Source organism: Beijerinckia sp. 28-YEA-48, from assembly GCF_900104955.1.
In the GTDB taxonomy this organism is placed as follows: domain Bacteria; phylum Pseudomonadota; class Alphaproteobacteria; order Rhizobiales; family Beijerinckiaceae; genus Terripilifer.
Genome location: NZ_FNSI01000001.1, coordinates 5146038 through 5164694, shown reverse-complemented (window position 1 = coordinate 5164694; position 18657 = coordinate 5146038). Strand labels below are relative to the sequence as shown.

The following is an 18657-nucleotide window of genomic DNA, read 5'->3' as shown; positions in this document are numbered from 1 at the left end:
TGCAATTAACTTGAATTCGCACTATTCCGGCCTGATTCTCCGCTTGTCATCCCGGCGAACGGGCTGCGCCAGATCGAGCCTCCATGACCCAGGTTAGCCAGGGATCTTCTCCAAGCTCCCCGCCAAATTCGCCGCCAGGTTCTTCGCCGAACGCCGCGCCAAGTTCGGCGCCGAGCGTCGTCGACCGGACCGAGCGCACCGGCAGTCCCGGCATGGTTCTCGTCCTGGCCCTGGTCCTGGTGGGCACTGCCGCCTCCTTCTCCTTCCTCAATCCTGAGGATGCCGGCCGGCTCACCCTCGGCCTGCTCGCCCTTTTGGCGATCATCGGTGTCATCGGCCTGTTCGCCTATGCGGTCGGCTTCCTGCAATTGTCGGGACAGGCGGCCAAGAACGACATCACCAAACTGATTTCAGACACCGGCGTCGAAGGCATGCTGGTGACCCAGGGCGACACCCGCGTCCTCTATGCCAACGAAGCCTATATGGCGCTGGCTGGCGCCAACGACCTGGCTGATCTGCGCACGGTCGAGCGTCTGTTTTCTGGCACGCCGGAAGTGTCAGAGGCTATCTATCGACTTGCTCAGGCAGCGCGCGACGGCAAGCGCGGTTCAGAAGAACTACGCTTGAGCCCGCCGCTGGCTGGCGAAGGTGCCGTTGGCTGGTATCGCATTCGCGTTCGGCCGCTCGAGCGTTTCGGCCAGAAGCGCGCCACGTTGTGGACTGTCGCCGACGTCACCCGCGAACGCGCCCGCCACGAAAACGTCTTCCAGGAACTGCAGCACGCCATCGATTTCCTCGATCATGCGCCAGCGGGCTTCTTCTCTTGCGGCTCCGACGGCAAGATCACCTATATGAACGCCACGCTCGCCGGCTGGCTCGATTACGATCTCGCGCAATATGGCTCCGGCGGTCTGCGCCTGGCCGATATCGTCGCTGGCGACGGCGCCCACCTGATCGGCACCGTGGCCGGACGCGCCAGTGAAGTGCGCACCGAAACCTTCGATGTCGACTTCAAGCGCCGAAACGGCCAGAGCCTGCCGGTGCGCGTCATCCATCGCGTCGCCTTCGCTCAGGACCGCGCGCAAGGCCCGTCGCGTACCCTGGTGATCAACCGCGCCGCTGGTGAAGAGCCGGCAGAGAATCTGCGCGCGGCGGAAGTGCGCTTCGCCCGCTTCTTCAACCAGACGCCGATGGCCATCGCCACCGTCGATCGCAATGGCGGCATTCTCAGCGCCAATGCTGGCTTCGCCCGCCTGATGCCGCTGGCGGTGTCGGGCGCTGCTGAAAACGGCCGCTCCATCTTCAGCGGCATTATCGATCGCGACCGCGACACCTTGCGCAAGGTGATCGCCGATGCCCTCGCCCATCGCACCGACACGGAGCCCGTTGACGTCGGGCTTGGCGGCGAGACGCCGCGCTCGGCCCGTTTCTTCGTCACCCCCGGCGAGGATGCCAACGAAGAGGCGAGCGCGCTTGTCTTCGCCCTCGATACGACCGAACAGAAGACCCTGCAGGAAAGCTTCGCCCAGGCGCAGAAGATGCAGGCGATCGGCCAGTTGGCTGGCGGCATCGCCCATGACTTCAACAACGTGCTGACAGCAATCATCGGCTTTTCCGATCTGCTGCTCGCCCGCCACCGGCCGACCGATCCGTCCTTCCAGGACATCATGCAGATCAAGCAGAACGCCAATCGCGCTGCGGGTCTCGTGCGCCAGCTCTTGGCCTTCTCACGCCGCCAGACCCTGCGCCCGCAGGTGTTGCAGCTCAACGACGCGCTATCCGATCTGCAAATCTTGCTGCGCCGCCTCGTCGGCGAGAAGGTCGAGATCGACGTGCGCCACGGCCGAGACCTGTGGTTCGTCAAGGCCGACATCAACCAGTTCGAACAAGTGCTGGTCAATCTCGTCGTCAATGCGCGCGATGCCATGCCTGACGGCGGCAAGATCATGCTGGCGACCAAGAATGTCACCGCCGCCGAAGCCGCCCATGTCACCGAGCCCGGCTTCGTGCCCGCCGATTATGTGGTGGTGGAGGTGCAGGACACGGGCGCTGGCATCCCGCCCGAGGTGAAGGAGAAGATGTTCGAACCCTTCTTCACCACCAAGGAAGTCGGCAAGGGCACCGGCCTTGGCCTGTCGACAGTCTATGGCATCGTCAAGCAGACCGGCGGTTTCATCTTCTGTGATTCCGAACCGGGCAAGGGCGCGCTGTTCCGCATCTATCTGCCGCGTCATATCCCGACGGTCGAAGAAGAAAACGCCCGTCGCGAAGACGCCAAGCCGATCAGCCCCGCCGCCGACGCCACCGGCCACGGCACCATTCTCCTGGTCGAGGACGAGGAAGCGGTGCGCGCCTTCGCCTCCCGCGCGCTCGCCTCGCGCGGCTATACGGTGCATGAGGCCAGCAATGGCGAGGACGCACTCGACATCGTCAGCGAAGTCGGTGGCCAGATCGATCTGATCGTCTCCGACGTGGTGATGCCGATCATGGACGGCCCGACCATGCTGGGTGAACTGCGCAAGCGCGGTGTGACGGCGAAGATCGTCTTCATGTCCGGCCATGCGGAAGATGCCTTCGCCCGCAATCTGCCCGCCGGCGAGGATTTCGGTTTCCTGCCGAAACCCTTCCCGCTGAAACAACTGATCGAGACAGTGAAAGGCGCGATGGGCTAGCACCCGTCCGCTTGCCCTGTCCCTGTCCCTGTCCCTGTCCCTGTCCCTGCCCCTGCCCGCAAGGCTTTATTCACCATGTTGCGGGAAACTCTGGCGGCTTGCGCTTGATGCGCAGTCGCCAGGATTTGCACCTTGCCGCTCTTTTTTCAGGAATTGCCCCGACCCGCCTACCGCAAGCGTCCCCGCAGCGCCTTGCTGGAACGCGCGCTCATCGGTGTCGCCGTCCTGAGCACGGTGGCCGCCCTGCTTTTCCTTCGCCCGCAGTCCACCAGCGTTCCACCGCGGATCACGACGATGAGGCTAGTGCCTCTGCCGCCATCGCCTGTCGCGGCCTCGGCATCCCAATCGGTCCCCGAAGCCGAACGGATACGCCCCACCGCGGCTGACCCGATGCCCGTTGGCGCCGTCAGCTCCCCGCCCCAGCCGCAAGGGACATTCCGCGAGCTTCAGCGCGCCGCGCCGCAAGACTATGTTGGCTTTCGCGAGATCGAGCCCGGTAAATCGCCGGCCCCATAAGACCCGGGCCCCAATCAACGCATTGATCATGACCAGGCGCACAACCGCGCCCGCATCGGCATGCGCCAAAATACATAGGGTCCTATTGACTTAGAATTAGTCTCATGATCACCTGAAAGCATTCCGGCTTTCGAGGTGGCAACATGGCCTTGGCAAAAAACTCAGCAAAGAACTTGGACAGAAGAACCTTCACCGGCGGCCTGCTGCTCGCCAGCTGTCTCGGTGCACGCCCGGCCTTTGCCGCCGACAAGCTGCTGTATTTGTTTCCGACGATCCCGACATTGCCGGCTTTCGCGCCCTTCCAGGTGGCCAAGGCGAAAGGCTTTTTCGCCGCCGAGAATCTCGACGTCACCTTCCAGGCCGCCAAGGGCGGTGTCGATGGTGCCAAGCAGGTGGGGGCCGGCAATGCCGATCTCGCCGGCGGCATCGGCGACACGCCGATCATTCTGCGTCCCAATGGCATTCCCGTGCGCGCCGTGGCTCTGCTGGGCGGACACGCCCTACATCAGCTCATCGTCCGCAAGGACGCGGGCATCCGCTCTTTCGCTGACTTGAAGGGCAAGCAGATCGGCGTCGTCAGCTATCAGGACACCTCGTTTTACAATCTGCTCGGCGTGCTCGCGAGCGTTGGTCTCGACAAGAACTCAGCCAACATCCAAGCCGTTGGTCCGACGGGCATCACCGCCCTGATGGCCAGCGGCAATCTGCAGGCGATCGTCGGTGCGCCCGAATGGGCCGTCACGCTTGAGAACAACGCCGTCGCGATCGAGACCTTCCAGATCGACAGTGCCTTTCCCGCCATGGCCCAGGCGCTTCTGGCCAGCGACGCGACGATCAAGGCGCGGCCTGATCTGGTGCGCCGTTTCGTCAGCGCCGTTCTAAAAGGCGTTGCCGCCGTCGCCGCCAATCCGCAGGAGAGCGCGGCCACCTATCTGAAGGAGATCGACCGGCCCGACAGCGAACTGCCGTCGATCGCCAAGATCCTGACCTTCTACGCTCAGAAGGTCTATCCCGCCGCCAATGGCTTTCCCTTGGGCCAGTTCGATCCGACGCGGGTCGCCAAGGTACAGGACTTTTATCTGGCCAACGGGCTGATCGAGAAAGCCACGCCGGTGGCCGACCTCTTCACCAACCAATTCGTCGGCGGCTGAGACATCATGCTGAAAAACTATTGGTATGTGGCAGCCACCAGCGGCGAGATCGGCGCGCAACCCCTGGCGCGCACGATCCTCGGCGAGAGCGTCGTTCTCTTTCGCACCGTGTCGGGACAGATCGCAGCGCTCGCCGACGTCTGCCCGCATCGGCGCGCGCCACTGTCGATGGGGCATGTCATCGGCGAAACCATCGCCTGTCCCTATCACGGCATCCAATATTCACGCACCGGTGCGTGCGAACGCATTCCCGCCCAAAGCCGCATTCCGCCCTCGTTGAAGGCGCACGCCTATGCGGTGATCGAGCGTTACGGCATGGTCTGGATCTGGCCGGGTGACGGCGAACCAGAAGCGGAACTGCCGGCGCTGCCCTGGCGCGAAGACAAAGCGTGGAACGCCGAACTGACGCAATATCTCCACGTGCGGGCGCCAGCTGAGCTCGTCACCAACAATCTGCTCGATCTCTCCCACGTCGCCTTCGTCCACGCCCGCACCATTGCCTTCGCCCAGGATCGGCTGGCGGAAGATCCGCTTGTCGTCGAAACCTTCGGCGACAAGGTGCGCTGCACGCGCGTGTTCAAGGATGTCGAGCCACCGCCGGCGCATCGCATCTGGCGCGACTTCAAGGGCCTCGTCGATCGCAGTTCGATCTCCGAATGGCAGCGGCCCGGCAATGTCCTCATTCTCGTGCGCAATGAAGATGCCGACGGCGCCCTCGATCTGCGCTTCGATCATTTCATCACGCCTGAAAGCGAGACGAGCCATCACTATTTTGTCGCCATCTCGCGCAACTTTCTCATCGACGACACTGTCCTCACCGGCAAACTCGATGCGGAGAACGCCAAGGTGCATGATGAAGACCGCGAGATGGTCGAGGCGCAGCACAAGACTATTCTCGCCCATCCGCAGATGCGCGACATGAACCTGCGCCAGGATCAGGCCATCGCGCGGGCTCAGGCGATCATGGCTGGCCTACATAAGCTCGATTAATTGCTCGATTGATCGTCCGATGAAGCACGGCGCTTGCGCGCCGGCTTCGCTTTGCCCGCGTCGGCTGGAAGCTGCGCTTCGAGATTGGCGACGATCTGCGCCAGCACGTCGAAACAAATATCGAGATTTTTCTCGGAAACGCCTGTGGCGAGACTGGCATTGTTGGCTTCGAGCCAATCCTTCACCTTCGGATTGAGCCGCTTCGCCCGCACCGTCAGGTGAATGGTCTGCTTGCGGCCGTCGCTCTTGTCCTGCCGGCGCTCAATAAAACCTTCGCTCTCCATGCGCTTGACGATCTCGGCCATCGACCCCTGTTCGACAGCGGCGAGCCGGCTGAGATCCATCTGCGTCAGGCCATCGGTTTCCGACAACCACAGCAGCACCGGCACGAAGGCTGGCTGCATGCCCTTCATGTCGAGCTGCGCCCGCATGACCTTGTGCATGAGCCGTGCGGCCTGATTGACGACGAAGCCGAGCGATCGTGTGCGTGCGTACATATTTCCTTACCCAAGGCAAGACGAACGGAGCCAGACTAAGGGCCAAGATTCAAGGCCACAGGACCGACTACCGGACCTCGAGGCAAGGCGCTAGGCTTGGCCATCACAGGGAGGCGCCTCATGCGTAAATTGTTTCACCGTCCGGCCGCCATGTTCGCGGCCGCTTTGTTTTCGTCGACGTTTCTAACAGTGGCCGCGCCAACGGCCCAAGCGCAAGACAACAGCTTCAAGCCGATCCGCTGGATCGTGCCCTATCCCGCCGGCGGCGGCACCGATGTGGTGGCACGTGCCATCGGCCAGCAGATGTCGACGCTGACAGGCCATCCGGTGGTGATCGAAAACAAGCCCGGCGCCGCCACCGCCATCGGCGCCCAGGATGTCGCCCGCAGCGCGCCCGACGGCGCCACCATCATCAGCGGCGACAACGGCACCTATGTGTTCAACCCGTTCCTGTTCTCGAAACTGTCCTACAAGGTCGACGAGCTGGCGCCCATCGGCCTCTTGGCGCGCTTCCCGCTAGTGCTGGCGGTGTCACCCGACACGCCCTACAAAACCTTTGCCGACCTCGCCGCCGCCGCCAAGGCCAATCCGGAAGCGGTGAAATTCGCCTCGCCCGGCACCGGCAGCCCGCATCACCTGGCCATGGAAATGCTGATGTCGCGCTCCGGCCTCGCCGCCGTGCATGTGCCCTATCGCGGCATGGCGCCGGCCGTGCAGGACGTGCTCAGCGGCCATGTGCCGGTGATGGTGGTCGATACGGTGGCCGGCCAGACGCATTTCGCCGCCGGCAAGCTGCGCCCGCTCGCCGTCTTCTCGGCCAAGCGCCTGGCGAGCCTGCCCGACGTGCCGACCTTCCTGGAACTCGGCCAGTCCGGCGTCGAGCTCTACGCTTGGCAGGGCATCGCCGCCGCCGGCAAAACCCCCAAGCCGATGCTCGACAAGCTCTCCGTCGCGCTCAACGAAGCGCTGAAGAACGCCGCCACCCGCAAGCCGCTCGAAGACATGGGCGTCGAAATTCTGGGCGGCACGCCGGAAGCCATGGCCGACTACATCAAGTCGGAGACGGCGATCTGGGGCAAGCTGATCCAGGAGCGTGGGCTGAAGATCGAGTGAGACGCTCAACATAGAGAGGGCGCTGTTTGACGGACACGCCCTTTCATGTTGCCGACAACATGCCGTGGTCTAACGCTCGTCAACTGATCGCCGGATCGCATGGTCGAGGGGCGGTGCATTCCTGGCGCGGTTCTCTCGGCGGCGGTCGCTTCGTAGCGCCAAAAAGATAGCCGTCCCAAGCATCGCGAATATCAAAAAAGCAAATGCTGTCAGGACAACCTCGAATACGAAACTGAACGGGTGAGCGTCGAATGTCATGCAGGAGTTGTATCTGCTGCAAATGACACCCTCAGCGTATGCGCGGTAGAGCCGAAACAGGCAGGAGCCCAGCACGCCAAATCCAAATGCCAAAGCCAGCGTACCTGCAATTCTGGGATACCGCTCGGAAAGGACTTCGAGGGCCGACTTGGGAGCTGTCCACCCCCATGTCAGAATGACAAATACGGACCCGAGCAGGAGCAATACCCAGGCCCAAGCCGGGAGGAGGTAGAATAAAACGCCGACGATCAGGAGACCGAATAGTAAGACGCGAAACCTGGTCATCGCTCACATCGCTAAATTCCATCGGCTGCAGTGTCGGCTCGCCTCGGTAGGAAATCGAGCGGAACCTCCTAATGCGCCTAAGATGACGTTGCAGCGATCGTAACAAACAACCTATTTTAGCGCGGCCTTAACCATCTCCTGACAGTTCCTGTCAGGAGCCGCTGGCAGGAACAAAAAAAGAACTTGCGAGTGAGAACAAACAGCGTACAGTCTCCTCCACAGACAAAGAAACGCCCGCCGTTGCGCTGTTTGCCGGCATCGTGCCAGAAGGAGCAGACCCTTGAGCCAAGCCAATCTCCGCCTCGTGGAAGGTACCTCCGTGGATAAAACCAAGGCGCTTGACGCCGCCCTCTCCCAGATCGAGCGCGCCTTCGGCAAAGGCTCCATCATGCGGATGGGCAAGAACCAGCAGGCGGTCGAAATCGAGACCGTCCCGACCGGCTCGCTGGGCCTCGACGTGGCGCTCGGCGTCGGCGGCCTGCCGCGCGGCCGTATCGTCGAAATCTACGGCCCGGAATCCTCTGGCAAGACCACCCTCACCCTGCATGTCATCGCAGAAGCGCAGAAGCGCGGCGGCGTCTGTGCCTTCGTCGATGCCGAACATGCGCTCGACCCGATCTATGCCCGCAAGCTTGGCGTCCAGCTCGACGACCTCTTGATTTCCCAGCCCGACACCGGCGAACAGGCGCTCGAAATCACCGACACCCTGGTGCGCTCCGGCGCCATCGACGTCCTGGTCATCGATTCGGTGGCGGCTTTGACGCCGCGAGCCGAAATCGAGGGCGAAATGGGCGACGTTCAGCCCGGCCTGCAGGCCCGTCTGATGAGCCAGGCGCTGCGCAAGCTCACCGCCTCGATCTCGCGCTCCAAGACCATGGTCATTTTCATCAACCAGATCCGCATGAAGATCGGTGTGATGTACGGCAGCCCGGAAACCACCACCGGCGGCAATGCGTTGAAATTCTACGCTTCGGTGCGCCTCGATATCCGTCGCATCGGCGCCATCAAGGACCGCGACGAAGTCGTCGGCAACCAGACCCGCGTCAAAGTGGTCAAGAACAAGGTTGCCCCGCCGTTCAAACAGGTCGAATTCGACATCATGTACGGCGAAGGCATTTCCAAGAACGGCGAATTGGTCGACCTCGGCGTCAAAGCCGGCGTGGTCGAGAAGTCCGGCGCCTGGTTCTCCTATGATTCCCAGCGCCTCGGCCAGGGCCGCGAGAACGCCAAGAATTTCCTCAAAGAAAACCCCGATGTCGCCGCCCGCATCGAGGCCGCCATTCGCGCGAATTCCGGCCTGATCGCCGAGCGCATCCTCGATGCCAGCCCCGAGGAAGAAGAAGACTAGCGCCAAAAGCGCTCGGTCGGGCTGCATCAGCTCTGATTACGGGCGCGGACAGGGTCGCATCGAAAACGTGAAGCTGCCGCCTGCACGTTTTTGCTTCGGTTTTGTGGAAAGGTCCCCTCTACAGGCCAGTCCCTGTCCCACCCGTCTTGCGAAACGGGAGCGTGTCGCCGGTGCGTATGTCCGGTGTTGCTCCCGTTTCGCCCCCTTTTTTCACCTCATTTATCCCTTCTCGGCGCTCTCCCGGCCTGCGTCGCCCGCCGAAACACTGCCTCAGGCACCCTGCCGCGCCCCGCCTCGCGCCGCCCCGCCAGCAGGCCTCCGCCATGCCGGCGCCTGAACCCGCAGCTGGGCAAAAGCCGGACTTTCCATTTCCGTCAAAACCACGCTAGAACGGGCCGCTTCCGGCGGAGCCAAGCTCCGCCGCGCACCCCTGCGACCATCATCAGCGCAAGCCCACCCGGCATGCTGCCTGCTTGGGGCCGCAGCCATTGCAACTACGGTCCGAGGTTCAGTTTTCCAACATGAGCGGCGTCAACGAAATCCGGTCGAGCTTCCTCGACTACTTCGCCAAGAATGGCCACGAAATCGTCCCTTCGTCGTCGTTGGTGCCGCGCAACGACCCGACCTTGATGTTCACCAATGCTGGCATGGTGCAGTTCAAGAACGTCTTCACCGGCGTCGAGAAGCGGCCCTACAACCGCGCCACCAGCAGCCAGAAGGTGGTTCGCGCCGGCGGCAAGCATAACGACCTAGACAATGTCGGCTATACGGCCCGCCACCACACCTTCTTTGAAATGCTCGGCAATTTTTCGTTTGGCGATTATTTCAAGGAACAGGCCATCGAACTGGCCTGGAAACTGATCACGCAGGAATTCGGCCTGGCCAAGGACCGCCTGCTCGTCACCGTCTATCACACCGACGACGAGGCCCACGCGCTGTGGCGCAAGATCGCCGGCTTCTCCGACGACCGCATCATCCGCATCCCCACCAGCGACAATTTCTGGCAGATGGGCGACACCGGCCCCTGCGGCCCCTGTTCGGAAATCTTCTATGACCAGGGCGAGGCCCTGCAAGGCGGACCGCCCGGCTCCCCCGACGAGGACGGCGACCGCTTCCTGGAATTCTGGAACCTGGTCTTCATGCAGTATGACCAGATCGCGCCTGGCGACCGGGTGCCGCTGCCGCGCCCCTCGATCGATACCGGCATGGGCCTCGAGCGCATCGCCGCCATCCTCCAGGGCGTCCATTCCAACTACGACATCGACCTGATGCGGGCGCTGATTCGCGCCTCGGCCGAAGCCACCGGCGTCGACGCCGATGGCCCGCAGAAGGCGAGCCATCGCGTCATCGCCGATCACCTGCGCGCCTCCTCTTTCCTCGTCGCCGATGGCGTGACGCCGTCGAACGAAGGCCGCGGCTATGTGCTGCGCCGAATCATGCGCCGCGCCATGCGCCACGCCCAATTGCTCGGCGCCAAGGAGCCGCTGATGTGGCGCCTCGTGCCCGAACTGGTGCGCGAGATGGGCCGCGCCTATCCGGAACTGGTGCGCGCTGAAACGCTCATCACCGAAACGCTGCGCACCGAGGAAACCCGCTTCCGCACCACTTTGGCGCGCGGCCTCGCCATTCTCGACGACGAGACCAAGACGCTCGTTGCCGGCGCGAGCCTCTCAGGCGAAACCGCCTTCAAGCTCTATGACACTTACGGCTTCCCACTCGATCTGACCCAGGACGCGCTGCGGGCGCGAGGCATTGGCGTTGATCTGCCGGCTTTCGACGCGGCGATGGAACGCCAGCGCGCCGAAGCCCGCAAGGCCTGGACCGGTTCCGGCGAAGCCGCCACCGAAACCATCTGGTTCGCCATCAAGGACCGGGTCGGCGCCACCGAATTCTTGGGCTACGACGCCGAACGCGCGGAAGGCATCATCAAGGCCATCCTCCGCGACGGCCAGGAGACCAATGAGCTGCTGCCGGGCCAGAGCGGCCTCGTGATCGTCAACCAGACGCCATTCTACGGCGAATCCGGTGGCCAGGTCGGCGACACCGGCCTGATGACTGCCGCCGGCATCACAGCCGACGTGAAGAACACCCAGAAGAAACTCGGCGATCTCTTCGTCCACGACGTCGAGGTTCACAAGGATTCGGCGAAACTCGTGCTCGACATGGCTGTCGAACTGACCGTCGATCACAGCCGGCGCACGGCGATCCGCGCCAATCATTCCGCCACCCATCTGCTGCACGAGGCGCTGCGCCAGGTGCTCGGCGATCACATCGCCCAGAAGGGCTCGCTGGTCGAAGACAGCCGGCTGCGTTTCGACTTCTCGCATCCCAAGCCCATCACCGACGCTGAACTGGCCGAAATCGAGGACATCGCCAACAAGGTGGTGTTGCAGAACGAGCCGGTGATCACCCGTGTGCTGGGTGTCGAGGACGCCATCGCGTCTGGCGCCCGCGCGCTGTTTGGCGAAAAATACGGCGACGAAGTGCGTGTCGTCTCCATGGGCACCAATGCTGGCGGCGATAATGCAAGTGGTGACAATAGCCGCCGCGATTACTCGGTGGAACTGTGCGGCGGCACCCACGTGGCGCGCACCGGCGATATCGGCCTGATCACCATCGTCGCCGAAGGCGCGGTGGCAGCTGGCGTCCGCCGCGTCGAAGCCAAGACCGCCGATGGCGCCCGCCGTCACCTCAACGAGGAAGCCCGGCGCTTGCGCGAAGTGGCGCAATTGTTGAAGGCGCCGGCAAGCGATGCCGCCGGCCGTCTGACGAACCTGATCGACGAACGCCGCAAGCTCGAACGTGAACTCGGCGACGCCCGCAAGAAGCTCGCCATGGGTGGCGGTGCTGGCGGCGGCGACACGGCGGTGCGCGACATCGCCGGCGTCAAATTCTTCGGCCGTTCGGTCTCCGGCGTCGAAATGAAGGATCTCAAATCCCTCGCCGACGAAGCCAAGCAGAGCGTCGGTTCTGGCATCGTCGCCATTGTCGGCGTCACCGGCGACGGTAAGGCCGGCGTAGTCGTCGCCGTCTCCCGCGATCTGACCGACAAGTTCAATGCGGTCGATCTCGTCCGCGTTGCCTCCGAGAAGCTCGGCGGCAAGGGCGGCGGTGGCCGCCCCGACATGGCCCAGGCCGGCGGTCCCGACGGGAGCAAGGCCGACGAGGCCGTCGCCGCGATCGCCCAAGCGCTCGGTGGCTAGCGCTTAGTCGATAGCGTTTGGGGAACAGCCTTTAAGACGAGCGCTCGGCGAGCACTTTCGCCGGCGTCTTAAACTATAAATACAAACACAGAATGTGATTATACTTAAATCACATTGTCCTCCGCCAAGGACGGGATTATATATTCAGCAGGTTCTCAACTGCCGCAATGCACGGCGGAGCGTGTCATGCTCGAACAAATCCAATCTTTTGCCGGCGAGCCCCGCCTCGCCGTAGCCCTTGCCGCCGTCCTCATCGGCCTTGCCTTCGGCGCTCTGTCCGAGAGCTCGCAATATTGCCTGCTCGGCGGCCTGAAAGAGGCGCGCAACGAAGGCTCGAACAGCCGGCTGACCGCCTATTTCGCCGGAGTCCTGGCAGCGCTTGCTTTCACGCAAGTCTTGGTTGGCGCCGGTGTGCTCGACCTGTCGCAATCGGTCTATCTGTCCAACACCAATGGTCTCTTTGGCCTCATCGTCGGCGGGCTCATCTTTGGCCTCGGCGCGGCGATGACGCGCGGCTGCGCCGGTCGCCTGACCGTGCTGGCGGCGAGCGGCAATCTGCGCGCCTTCGTCGTCATTCTCGTCGCCGGTGTTGCGGCCTACGCCACCATGCGCGGCATCCTGGCGCCGCTGCGCCTACCTGTCGAAGCCATCGCCCGGCCGGAGGCGCCGGCCGCCGATCTCGCCACCACGGCGGGCTTCGCCGCCCTTGGTCGTTACGTCATCGCCGCCATCGCGCTCGTCGCCGCTTTAACGCTCGCCGCCTTCGCTGGCGCCTGGCGCGGTTTTGCCGCCATCGCCATTGGCGCCACCATTGCGGCAGGCTGGAGCGCTTCGGTGCTTCTCGGCGATGACGGCTTCGACAAGTTGCAGCCGTGGAGCGCCGCTTTCATCGCGCCGCTCGCCAATGGCGTGCAATATCTGATGACCTATACCGGCGCGAAGATCGACTTCGGTGTCGCCTTCCTGGCGGGCGCGCTCGGCGGCGCTTTCCTCTCATCGCTGATCGGCGGACGCTTCCGCCTGCAAGGCTTTGACGGCCCGCGCCAGATGCTGCGCTATCTCGGCGGCGCTATCCTGATGGGCTTTGGCGGCGTCATGGCGCTTGGCTGCACCACCGGCCAGGGCCTCTCCGGCGTCTCAACCCTGTCGCCCGGCTCCTTCCTCGCCATAGCTGCGATTGCAGCCGGCATGTGGATCGGCATTGCGGTTGACAGTCGCGCGGCGGTGAAGGCGCGCAGCGGCGCTGTGAAGTCCGGCGCTATCAGGGCGTAAGATACGCCACAAGAACGTTCCGAAGCCTCAGTGTCATCCCCGACGGCCGCGCAGCAGTCGAGCGGGGATCCAGAGCAAGCGACGGATGCTTGCCTTGATGCATTGAAGATCGCGCTGCGGTACTGTGATTGTACACTCCACCACACGCTCTGGATTCCCGCTCGCGCCTACGGCGCGTCGGGAATGACACCAAGGTTTTCTTCTTGTCCTATCGCACCAATTCCCGCATCGCCTCTTCGAGGCCCTTGATGGTCAGCGGAAACATGCGGCCATCCATCGCCGCCTCGATCAGCTTGATCGACTGCGTATAGCGCCATTGGTTCTGCGGCACCGGGTTGAGCCAGATCGCATGCGGATAGGTGCGCGTCACACGCTCAAGCCAGATGATGCCGGCTTCCGGATTGTTGTGCTCGACCGAGCCGCCCGGCATCGACACTTCATAAGGCGACATCGATGCATCGCCGACGAAGATCACCTTATAGTCGTGGCCATAGGTGTGCAGCACGTCCCAGGTCGGCGTGCGATCGGTGAAGCGGCGCACGTTCTGTTTCCACACGCCCTCATAGAGGCAGTTATGGAAATAGAAATGCTCCATATGCTTGAACTCGGTGCGCGCCGCCGAGAACAATTCCTCGACCTGTTTGATGTGCCAATCCATCGACCCGCCGACGTCGAAGAACAACAGCACCTTCACCGCATTGCGCCGCTCGGGGCGCATCTGCACGTCGAGATAGCCGCGCTGCGCTGTCTCGCGGATCGTCCCATCGAGATCAAGCTCATCGGGTGATCCGGTGCGGGCGAATTTGCGCAGGCGCCGCAGCGCCACCTTGATGTTGCGCGTGCCGAGCTCGATGTCGCCATCGAGATCCTTGAACTCGCGCTTGTCCCACACTTTGGCGGCGCGGAAATTGCGATTGCTATCCTGGCCGATGCGCACGCCTTCGGGATTATAGCCGAAGGCGCCATAGGGCGAGGTGCCGGCGGTGCCGATCCATTTGTTGCCGCCCTGGTGCCGGCCCTTCTGTTCGCGCAGCCGCTCACGCAGGGTCTCCATGAGCTTTTCCCAGCCCATGGCTTCGATCTGCCGCTTCTCCTCGTCGGTGAGATACTTCTCGGCCAGCTTGCGCAGCCACTCCTCCGGGATCTCGGCTTTTTCCATGGCCTCGAGCAGGTTTTCCAGCCCTTTGAAGACCGTGCCGAACACCCGGTCGAAGCGATCGAGATTGCGCTCGTCCTTCACCAGAATGGTGCGCGCCAGATAGTAGAATTCATCGACCGACTTGTCGGCCAAATCCTTATCGAGCGCTTCCATCAGCACGAGATATTCGCGCAGGGTGACGGGCACCTGCGCATCCTTGAGCGCCGTGAAGAAGGTCAGAAACATGGCCCGATCCTAACCCTGGGCGCCCAGGCTGTCCAACCGCCCTAAAGCCCCTTCAACCTCGGGAACAAAGCTTCCGCCGTGCCACGCTCGATCAGCGCACGGGTGGCCGCATCGAACTTGCCATAGGCGTCGAAGCCCTTTGTTTCGGCGATGGCGATATCCTCCGACACATAGGGATAGTCCGTCCCGAACAGAATCTGCGACGGCGGCACGAAAGCTGTCAGCGCATCGAGCGGCGCGGCATGGCCGCTGAGCGCCGTATCGTAATAGAACTTCGCAATGTAATGCAGCGCCCCGTGCGGATACTGCTCCCGCTGCTTGGTCTTCTTGTCGAACAGCGAGATGCGATGCGCCAGCATCGGCAGCGTGCCACCGGCATGGGAGAGGATGAATTTGATATCCGGCAGTTTTTCGGTGACGCCGTTGAAGATCAGATTGGTCGCAACCCGCGTCGTCTCGAACGGATAGTCGATCAGCATGCGCGGAATGTCCCAGCCCAGCGCCTCCGTGCCGGGCGGATAGCACGGATGAATGAACACCACCGCCTTGCGACGATTCAACTCTTCATAGACCGGCCAGAAATCCGGATGGCCGATGTAGCGCTGATCGACACTGGTGAGCAGGCAAATGCCATCGAGCTTCAAGTCGTCATAGACACGGGCGATCTCGGCCAGGGCCCCGTCCACATCGGGCAAAGGCAGAAAGGCGAAGGCGCCGAACCGGCGCGGATGGCGTGCCACCAGTTCCGCGAGCCAATCGTTGAACTGGCGCGCCAACCCGCGCGTCTGAGCCACATCACCGAAGAATATCCCCGGCGAGGTGAAGGAGAGAATGCTGGTGGCGGTGCCCGTTTCATCCATCAGGGCGAGAGACTTCTCCGCCGTCCATTCCGGGAACGCCTGATAGGCGCTGCCCATGATCCCCGCCTGCCGCTGCACGTCCTTGTAGAAATCCGGCAGGACATGATGATGAACGTCGATACGGCGGGTCTGCGCCATCGTGTTTCCTCCAAATGGTTTTCAGATGTTTTTATAGCCTCGACACAGGCCATACATCACTGGACCGGCGGGTGAAACCGCCCCTGGGCGAATTTAAGAAAGCGCTCGCCATCGCGCCGGCCCCGCACTAGGTTCTAGGAGATCGCGGCCGCAAGACGACCGGCGACACTGAGGAGGTAAGCTATGGATCTGGGCGCACTTCTGATTACTCTCATCATCGGCGCAGTCGCGGGCTGGTTAGCCGGCCTCATCGTCCGCGGCGGCGGGTTTGGCCTCATAGGCAACATTGTTTTAGGTATTATCGGCGCCTTCGTCGCCAGCTGGCTGCTACCCCAGATCGGCATTTTCATTGGTGGCGGCATGGTCGGTTCGATCATTAACGCCACCATAGGCGCTGTCATAATCTTGCTGATTGTTATGCTGATAAAGCGAGCTTAGAGCATTTCCAAACGCGATAAATAGGGGCGCGGAATATCGGCTCGCGTGAACAGTATGCGAGCCAGTCAAATGCCAGCGCCGAAACGGCTCTGGAACAGAAAGGGTGAGCGGCGCGATGCGCTTTGAAGGAACCGACAACTACATCGCAACCGACGATCTGAAGGTGGCCGTCAACGCGGCCATCGTTCTTGAACGTCCTTTGCTGGTCAAAGGCGAGCCGGGCACGGGCAAGACCGTGCTGGCCGAAGAAATCGCCCAGGCCGCGAACGCGCCGCTCATCACCTGGCACATCAAATCGACCACCAAGGCTCAGCAAGGCCTCTATGAATATGACGCGGTATCCCGCCTGCGCGACAGCCAGCTCGGCGATCCGAAAGTCTCCGACATCAGCAATTACATCCGCCGCGGCAAGCTCTGGGAGGCCTTCGTCAGCGACCAGCGCCCGGTGCTGCTGATCGACGAGATCGACAAGGCCGACATCGAATTTCCCAACGATCTCCTGCTCGAACTCGATCGCATGGAATTCCATGTCTACGAGACCGGCGAGACCGTGCGTGCCGCCAAGCGGCCGATCGTCGTGATCACCTCCAACAACGAGAAGGAACTGCCGGACGCGTTTCTGCGCCGCTGCTTCTTCCACTACATCCGCTTCCCCGATCAGGAGACCATGCAGCGCATCGTCGACGTGCATTTCCCCGGCATCAAGAAGCGGCTGGTCGAGGAAGCGCTGCGGATATTCTTCGAGGTCCGCGACGTGCCCGGCCTGAAGAAGAAGCCATCGACATCTGAACTGCTCGACTGGCTGAAACTGCTGCTCAACGAAGATGTCACCGTCGAAACCCTGCGCGAGCGGGATACCAAGAAGGCGATCCCGCCCCTGCATGGCGCGCTGATCAAGAACGAGCAGGACGTGCATCTGTTCGAACGCCTCGTCTTCCTCAATCGGCGCGAGCGGTAACGGCGGCGATGCTTCAGCTCATTCTCCTGCGACACGCCAAGACAGAGCGGTCCTCGCCGAACGGCGACCATGGCCGCAAGCTCACCAACCGCGGCGAGCGCGACGCTGCCCTCATCGGCAAGCATTTGCGCGAGCGCGGCCTCGTCCCGGACCTGGCCCTGGTCTCGGATTCCGAACGCACCCGCCAGACTTTCGACATCGTTACCGCCCAGTTTGATCGGCCCGTGGAACAGCACCTCGATCCCGAACTCTATCTGGCCGACAGCGCCACACTGTTGAAGGCCGTCATGCAAACGCCGCCTCCGGCCGAGCGCATCATGGTCATCGCCCACAATCCGGGCATGGCGGAACTGGCGCATTCGCTGGCCACGCTGGGCGGCGTCGCTGACGTCATCGATCATTTCCCGACGGCGGCGCTAGCCGTATTCGCATTCGATGCCAGCGAATGGATCGAACTCAACGCGGCGAAAGCACATTTGGCTTATTTCACCACCCCGAAGCTCTTGCGCCCTGACGCCGACGACACAGACGATTGAACGGATCAGCACATGTTGGCCGAGATTTTTGCTTTACTGCTCAATATCGGCTCCGCTCCCCAGCTGGCGTTGACGCCGGCGCTGTATCTGCCAGCCAATCGCGCTGTCTCCAATTGGCGCGTGCAGGCGGCGCTGCATCTCGACACGGATCTCAACCGTCGCGCGCAAATGCTGTTCGCGCCGGAGCCCGCCACTCTGCCGCGCTGCATCCGCCTCAACAATTACTGGTGCGTGAAAAGCGCCCGCTGGAGCGGCGAGATCGCCACCGACAACGCCGGGCATGTCGCCTTTTCCTCGGCTGACGAAGGCGCTGCCGTCGCGGCGCAATTGCTGCGCCGCTATTACCTCGACTTCAATCGCAAGAGCGCGCTCGCCATCATCTCGCGCTGGGCGCCGGCCGAATGCGGCGGCCCGGTGGTGGCCAGTGCCGGCGGTCGCGGCAAAAGCAGCGGCAAACGCCAGAGCGCCAATTTGAACGGCCTCACCACCCGCGGCCTCGGCAATACGCTGCGAGCGCGTTGGCTGGCCTCGCACCGTCGGGGCGGCGTCACGCGCGGACGCGCCGTCGCCGTCACCCGCTCCCGCGTGCCTGATCGCCGCGTGGCCATGGTCCGCGCGCCCTCCATCGCCGTTGGCATGGGCGAGCGCACGCCGACGCCCGTCTCCCTGGCCCCGGTGCGCATCGCCTCGCTGGGCCTGCCCGCGCTTGGCCCTTTGCCGGGACCGGCCATCCCGCCGATGGCCTGCACCGGCGAATCCGTCCGCATCCGCAACTACGCCGCCAAGATGAGCGAGGGCATCGCCGCCAGCCCAACCGACGATCTCAAACTGTTCGACGCGGATGGCCGCGCCACTCCCAATTTCTTCCGCGCCCTGGTCAATATGGCCTCGGTCGAAATCGGCCCCTATCGCGCCGAAATCGCCCTGGTGCGCCGCGCTGTCGACAGCTTGCCGGCCCGATTACCGGCCGAATAACGCCTTTTCGGGCGAGCGGCAGACGAATGGAATGTCGATTCGCGTGAAAATTGGGATTTCGGC

At 62.9% G+C, this 18657-nt stretch carries 15 protein-coding genes; 12 read left to right on the top strand and 3 right to left on the bottom strand.

The genetic code is table 11. The annotated features are described in order from the left end of the window. Window positions 1-212 precede the first annotated feature (212 nt). The 4 genes from BLW50_RS24185 (at window position 213) to BLW50_RS24170 (ending at window position 5329) form a co-directional block, all read left to right on the top strand. The gene (locus BLW50_RS24185) at window positions 213-2672 is read left to right on the top strand and encodes a cell cycle histidine kinase CckA (RefSeq protein ID WP_244544491.1); all 2460 of its coding nucleotides are present in this window, start codon (window positions 213-215) and stop codon (window positions 2670-2672) included. 132 nt (window positions 2673-2804) lie between these two features. After that, window positions 2805-3188: a hypothetical protein gene (locus BLW50_RS24180; RefSeq protein WP_090707425.1), complete on the top strand. Its 384-nt coding sequence runs from the start codon at window positions 2805-2807 to the stop codon at window positions 3186-3188. 173 nt (window positions 3189-3361) lie between these two features. Further along, window positions 3362-4339: an ABC transporter substrate-binding protein gene (locus BLW50_RS24175; RefSeq protein ID WP_244544371.1), complete on the top strand. Its 978-nt coding sequence runs from the start codon at window positions 3362-3364 to the stop codon at window positions 4337-4339. A gap of 6 nt (window positions 4340-4345) precedes the next feature. Then, on the top strand, window positions 4346-5329 hold the full coding sequence (locus tag BLW50_RS24170; protein ID WP_090707423.1) for an aromatic ring-hydroxylating dioxygenase subunit alpha: 984 nt from the start codon (window positions 4346-4348) through the stop codon (window positions 5327-5329). On the opposite strand, the gene BLW50_RS24165 is transcribed toward BLW50_RS24170, so the two are convergent. Next, window positions 5326-5826: a MarR family winged helix-turn-helix transcriptional regulator gene (locus BLW50_RS24165; RefSeq protein WP_090707422.1), complete on the bottom strand. Its 501-nt coding sequence runs from the start codon at window positions 5824-5826 to the stop codon at window positions 5326-5328. The genes BLW50_RS24170 and BLW50_RS24165 overlap by 4 nt on opposite strands. Before the next feature lie 120 nt (window positions 5827-5946). Here BLW50_RS24165 and BLW50_RS24160 point away from each other — a divergent pair, with 120 nt between their 5' ends. The 4 genes from BLW50_RS24160 to BLW50_RS24140 all read left to right on the top strand — a co-directional run bounded on the left by BLW50_RS24160 (window position 5947) and on the right by BLW50_RS24140 (window position 13305). Beyond that, complete coding sequence (locus tag BLW50_RS24160) at window positions 5947-6939, top strand: Bug family tripartite tricarboxylate transporter substrate binding protein (protein WP_090707421.1); 993 nt, start codon at window positions 5947-5949, stop codon at window positions 6937-6939. Window positions 6940-7762: 823 nt separating this feature from the next. After that, window positions 7763-8830 (top strand): recombinase RecA, encoded by a 1068-nt coding sequence (recA, locus tag BLW50_RS24150; protein ID WP_090707419.1) that lies wholly within the window; start codon window positions 7763-7765, stop codon window positions 8828-8830. Window positions 8831-9351: 521 nt separating this feature from the next. Continuing rightward, window positions 9352-12033, top strand: coding sequence for an alanine--tRNA ligase (gene alaS / locus BLW50_RS24145; RefSeq protein ID WP_090707418.1), 2682 nt, complete (start codon window positions 9352-9354; stop codon window positions 12031-12033). Window positions 12034-12219: 186 nt separating this feature from the next. Beyond that, window positions 12220-13305: a YeeE/YedE family protein gene (locus BLW50_RS24140; RefSeq protein ID WP_090707417.1), complete on the top strand. Its 1086-nt coding sequence runs from the start codon at window positions 12220-12222 to the stop codon at window positions 13303-13305. Between the two features lie 208 nt (window positions 13306-13513). Here BLW50_RS24140 and BLW50_RS24135 read toward each other — a convergent pair whose 3' ends face one another. Further along, window positions 13514-14689, bottom strand: coding sequence for a vWA domain-containing protein (locus BLW50_RS24135; RefSeq protein ID WP_090707416.1), 1176 nt, complete (start codon window positions 14687-14689; stop codon window positions 13514-13516). Between the two features lie 41 nt (window positions 14690-14730). Beyond that, complete coding sequence (locus tag BLW50_RS24130) at window positions 14731-15687, bottom strand: amidohydrolase family protein (protein WP_090707415.1); 957 nt, start codon at window positions 15685-15687, stop codon at window positions 14731-14733. A gap of 183 nt (window positions 15688-15870) precedes the next feature. Here BLW50_RS24130 and BLW50_RS24125 point away from each other — a divergent pair, with 183 nt between their 5' ends. The 4 genes from BLW50_RS24125 to BLW50_RS24110 all read left to right on the top strand — a co-directional run bounded on the left by BLW50_RS24125 (window position 15871) and on the right by BLW50_RS24110 (window position 18594). Then, window positions 15871-16125 (top strand): GlsB/YeaQ/YmgE family stress response membrane protein, encoded by a 255-nt coding sequence (locus BLW50_RS24125; RefSeq protein ID WP_090707414.1) that lies wholly within the window; start codon window positions 15871-15873, stop codon window positions 16123-16125. 115 nt (window positions 16126-16240) lie between these two features. Then, entirely contained in the window at window positions 16241-17083 is an 843-nt protein-coding gene (locus tag BLW50_RS24120) for an AAA family ATPase (protein WP_090709621.1), read from the top strand. A gap of 8 nt (window positions 17084-17091) precedes the next feature. Then, window positions 17092-17619, top strand: coding sequence for a SixA phosphatase family protein (locus tag BLW50_RS24115; protein ID WP_090707413.1), 528 nt, complete (start codon window positions 17092-17094; stop codon window positions 17617-17619). A 12-nt stretch (window positions 17620-17631) separates the two neighbouring features. Continuing rightward, complete coding sequence (locus BLW50_RS24110) at window positions 17632-18594, top strand: hypothetical protein (RefSeq protein ID WP_090707412.1); 963 nt, start codon at window positions 17632-17634, stop codon at window positions 18592-18594. Window positions 18595-18657 lie beyond the last annotated feature (63 nt).

Bases quoted from the DNA above. Each gene is read 5' to 3' on its own strand.
- BLW50_RS24185 (WP_244544491.1), top strand. From the start codon at position 213: ATGGTTCTCGTCCTGGCCCTGGTCCTGGTGGGCACTGCCGCCTCCTTC.
- BLW50_RS24170 (WP_090707423.1), top strand. From the start codon at position 4,346: ATGCTGAAAAACTATTGGTATGTGGCAGCCACCAGCGGCGAGATCGGC.
- BLW50_RS24165 (WP_090707422.1), bottom strand. From the start codon at position 5,826: ATGTACGCACGCACACGATCGCTCGGCTTCGTCGTCAATCAGGCCGCA.
- BLW50_RS24160 (WP_090707421.1), top strand. From the start codon at position 5,947: ATGCGTAAATTGTTTCACCGTCCGGCCGCCATGTTCGCGGCCGCTTTG.
- alaS (WP_090707418.1), top strand. From the start codon at position 9,352: ATGAGCGGCGTCAACGAAATCCGGTCGAGCTTCCTCGACTACTTCGCC.
- BLW50_RS24140 (WP_090707417.1), top strand. From the start codon at position 12,220: ATGCTCGAACAAATCCAATCTTTTGCCGGCGAGCCCCGCCTCGCCGTA.
- BLW50_RS24135 (WP_090707416.1), bottom strand. From the start codon at position 14,689: ATGTTTCTGACCTTCTTCACGGCGCTCAAGGATGCGCAGGTGCCCGTC.
- BLW50_RS24130 (WP_090707415.1), bottom strand. From the start codon at position 15,687: ATGGCGCAGACCCGCCGTATCGACGTTCATCATCATGTCCTGCCGGAT.
- BLW50_RS24125 (WP_090707414.1), top strand. From the start codon at position 15,871: ATGGATCTGGGCGCACTTCTGATTACTCTCATCATCGGCGCAGTCGCG.
- BLW50_RS24120 (WP_090709621.1), top strand. From the start codon at position 16,241: ATGCGCTTTGAAGGAACCGACAACTACATCGCAACCGACGATCTGAAG.
- BLW50_RS24115 (WP_090707413.1), top strand. From the start codon at position 17,092: ATGCTTCAGCTCATTCTCCTGCGACACGCCAAGACAGAGCGGTCCTCG.
- BLW50_RS24110 (WP_090707412.1), top strand. From the start codon at position 17,632: ATGTTGGCCGAGATTTTTGCTTTACTGCTCAATATCGGCTCCGCTCCC.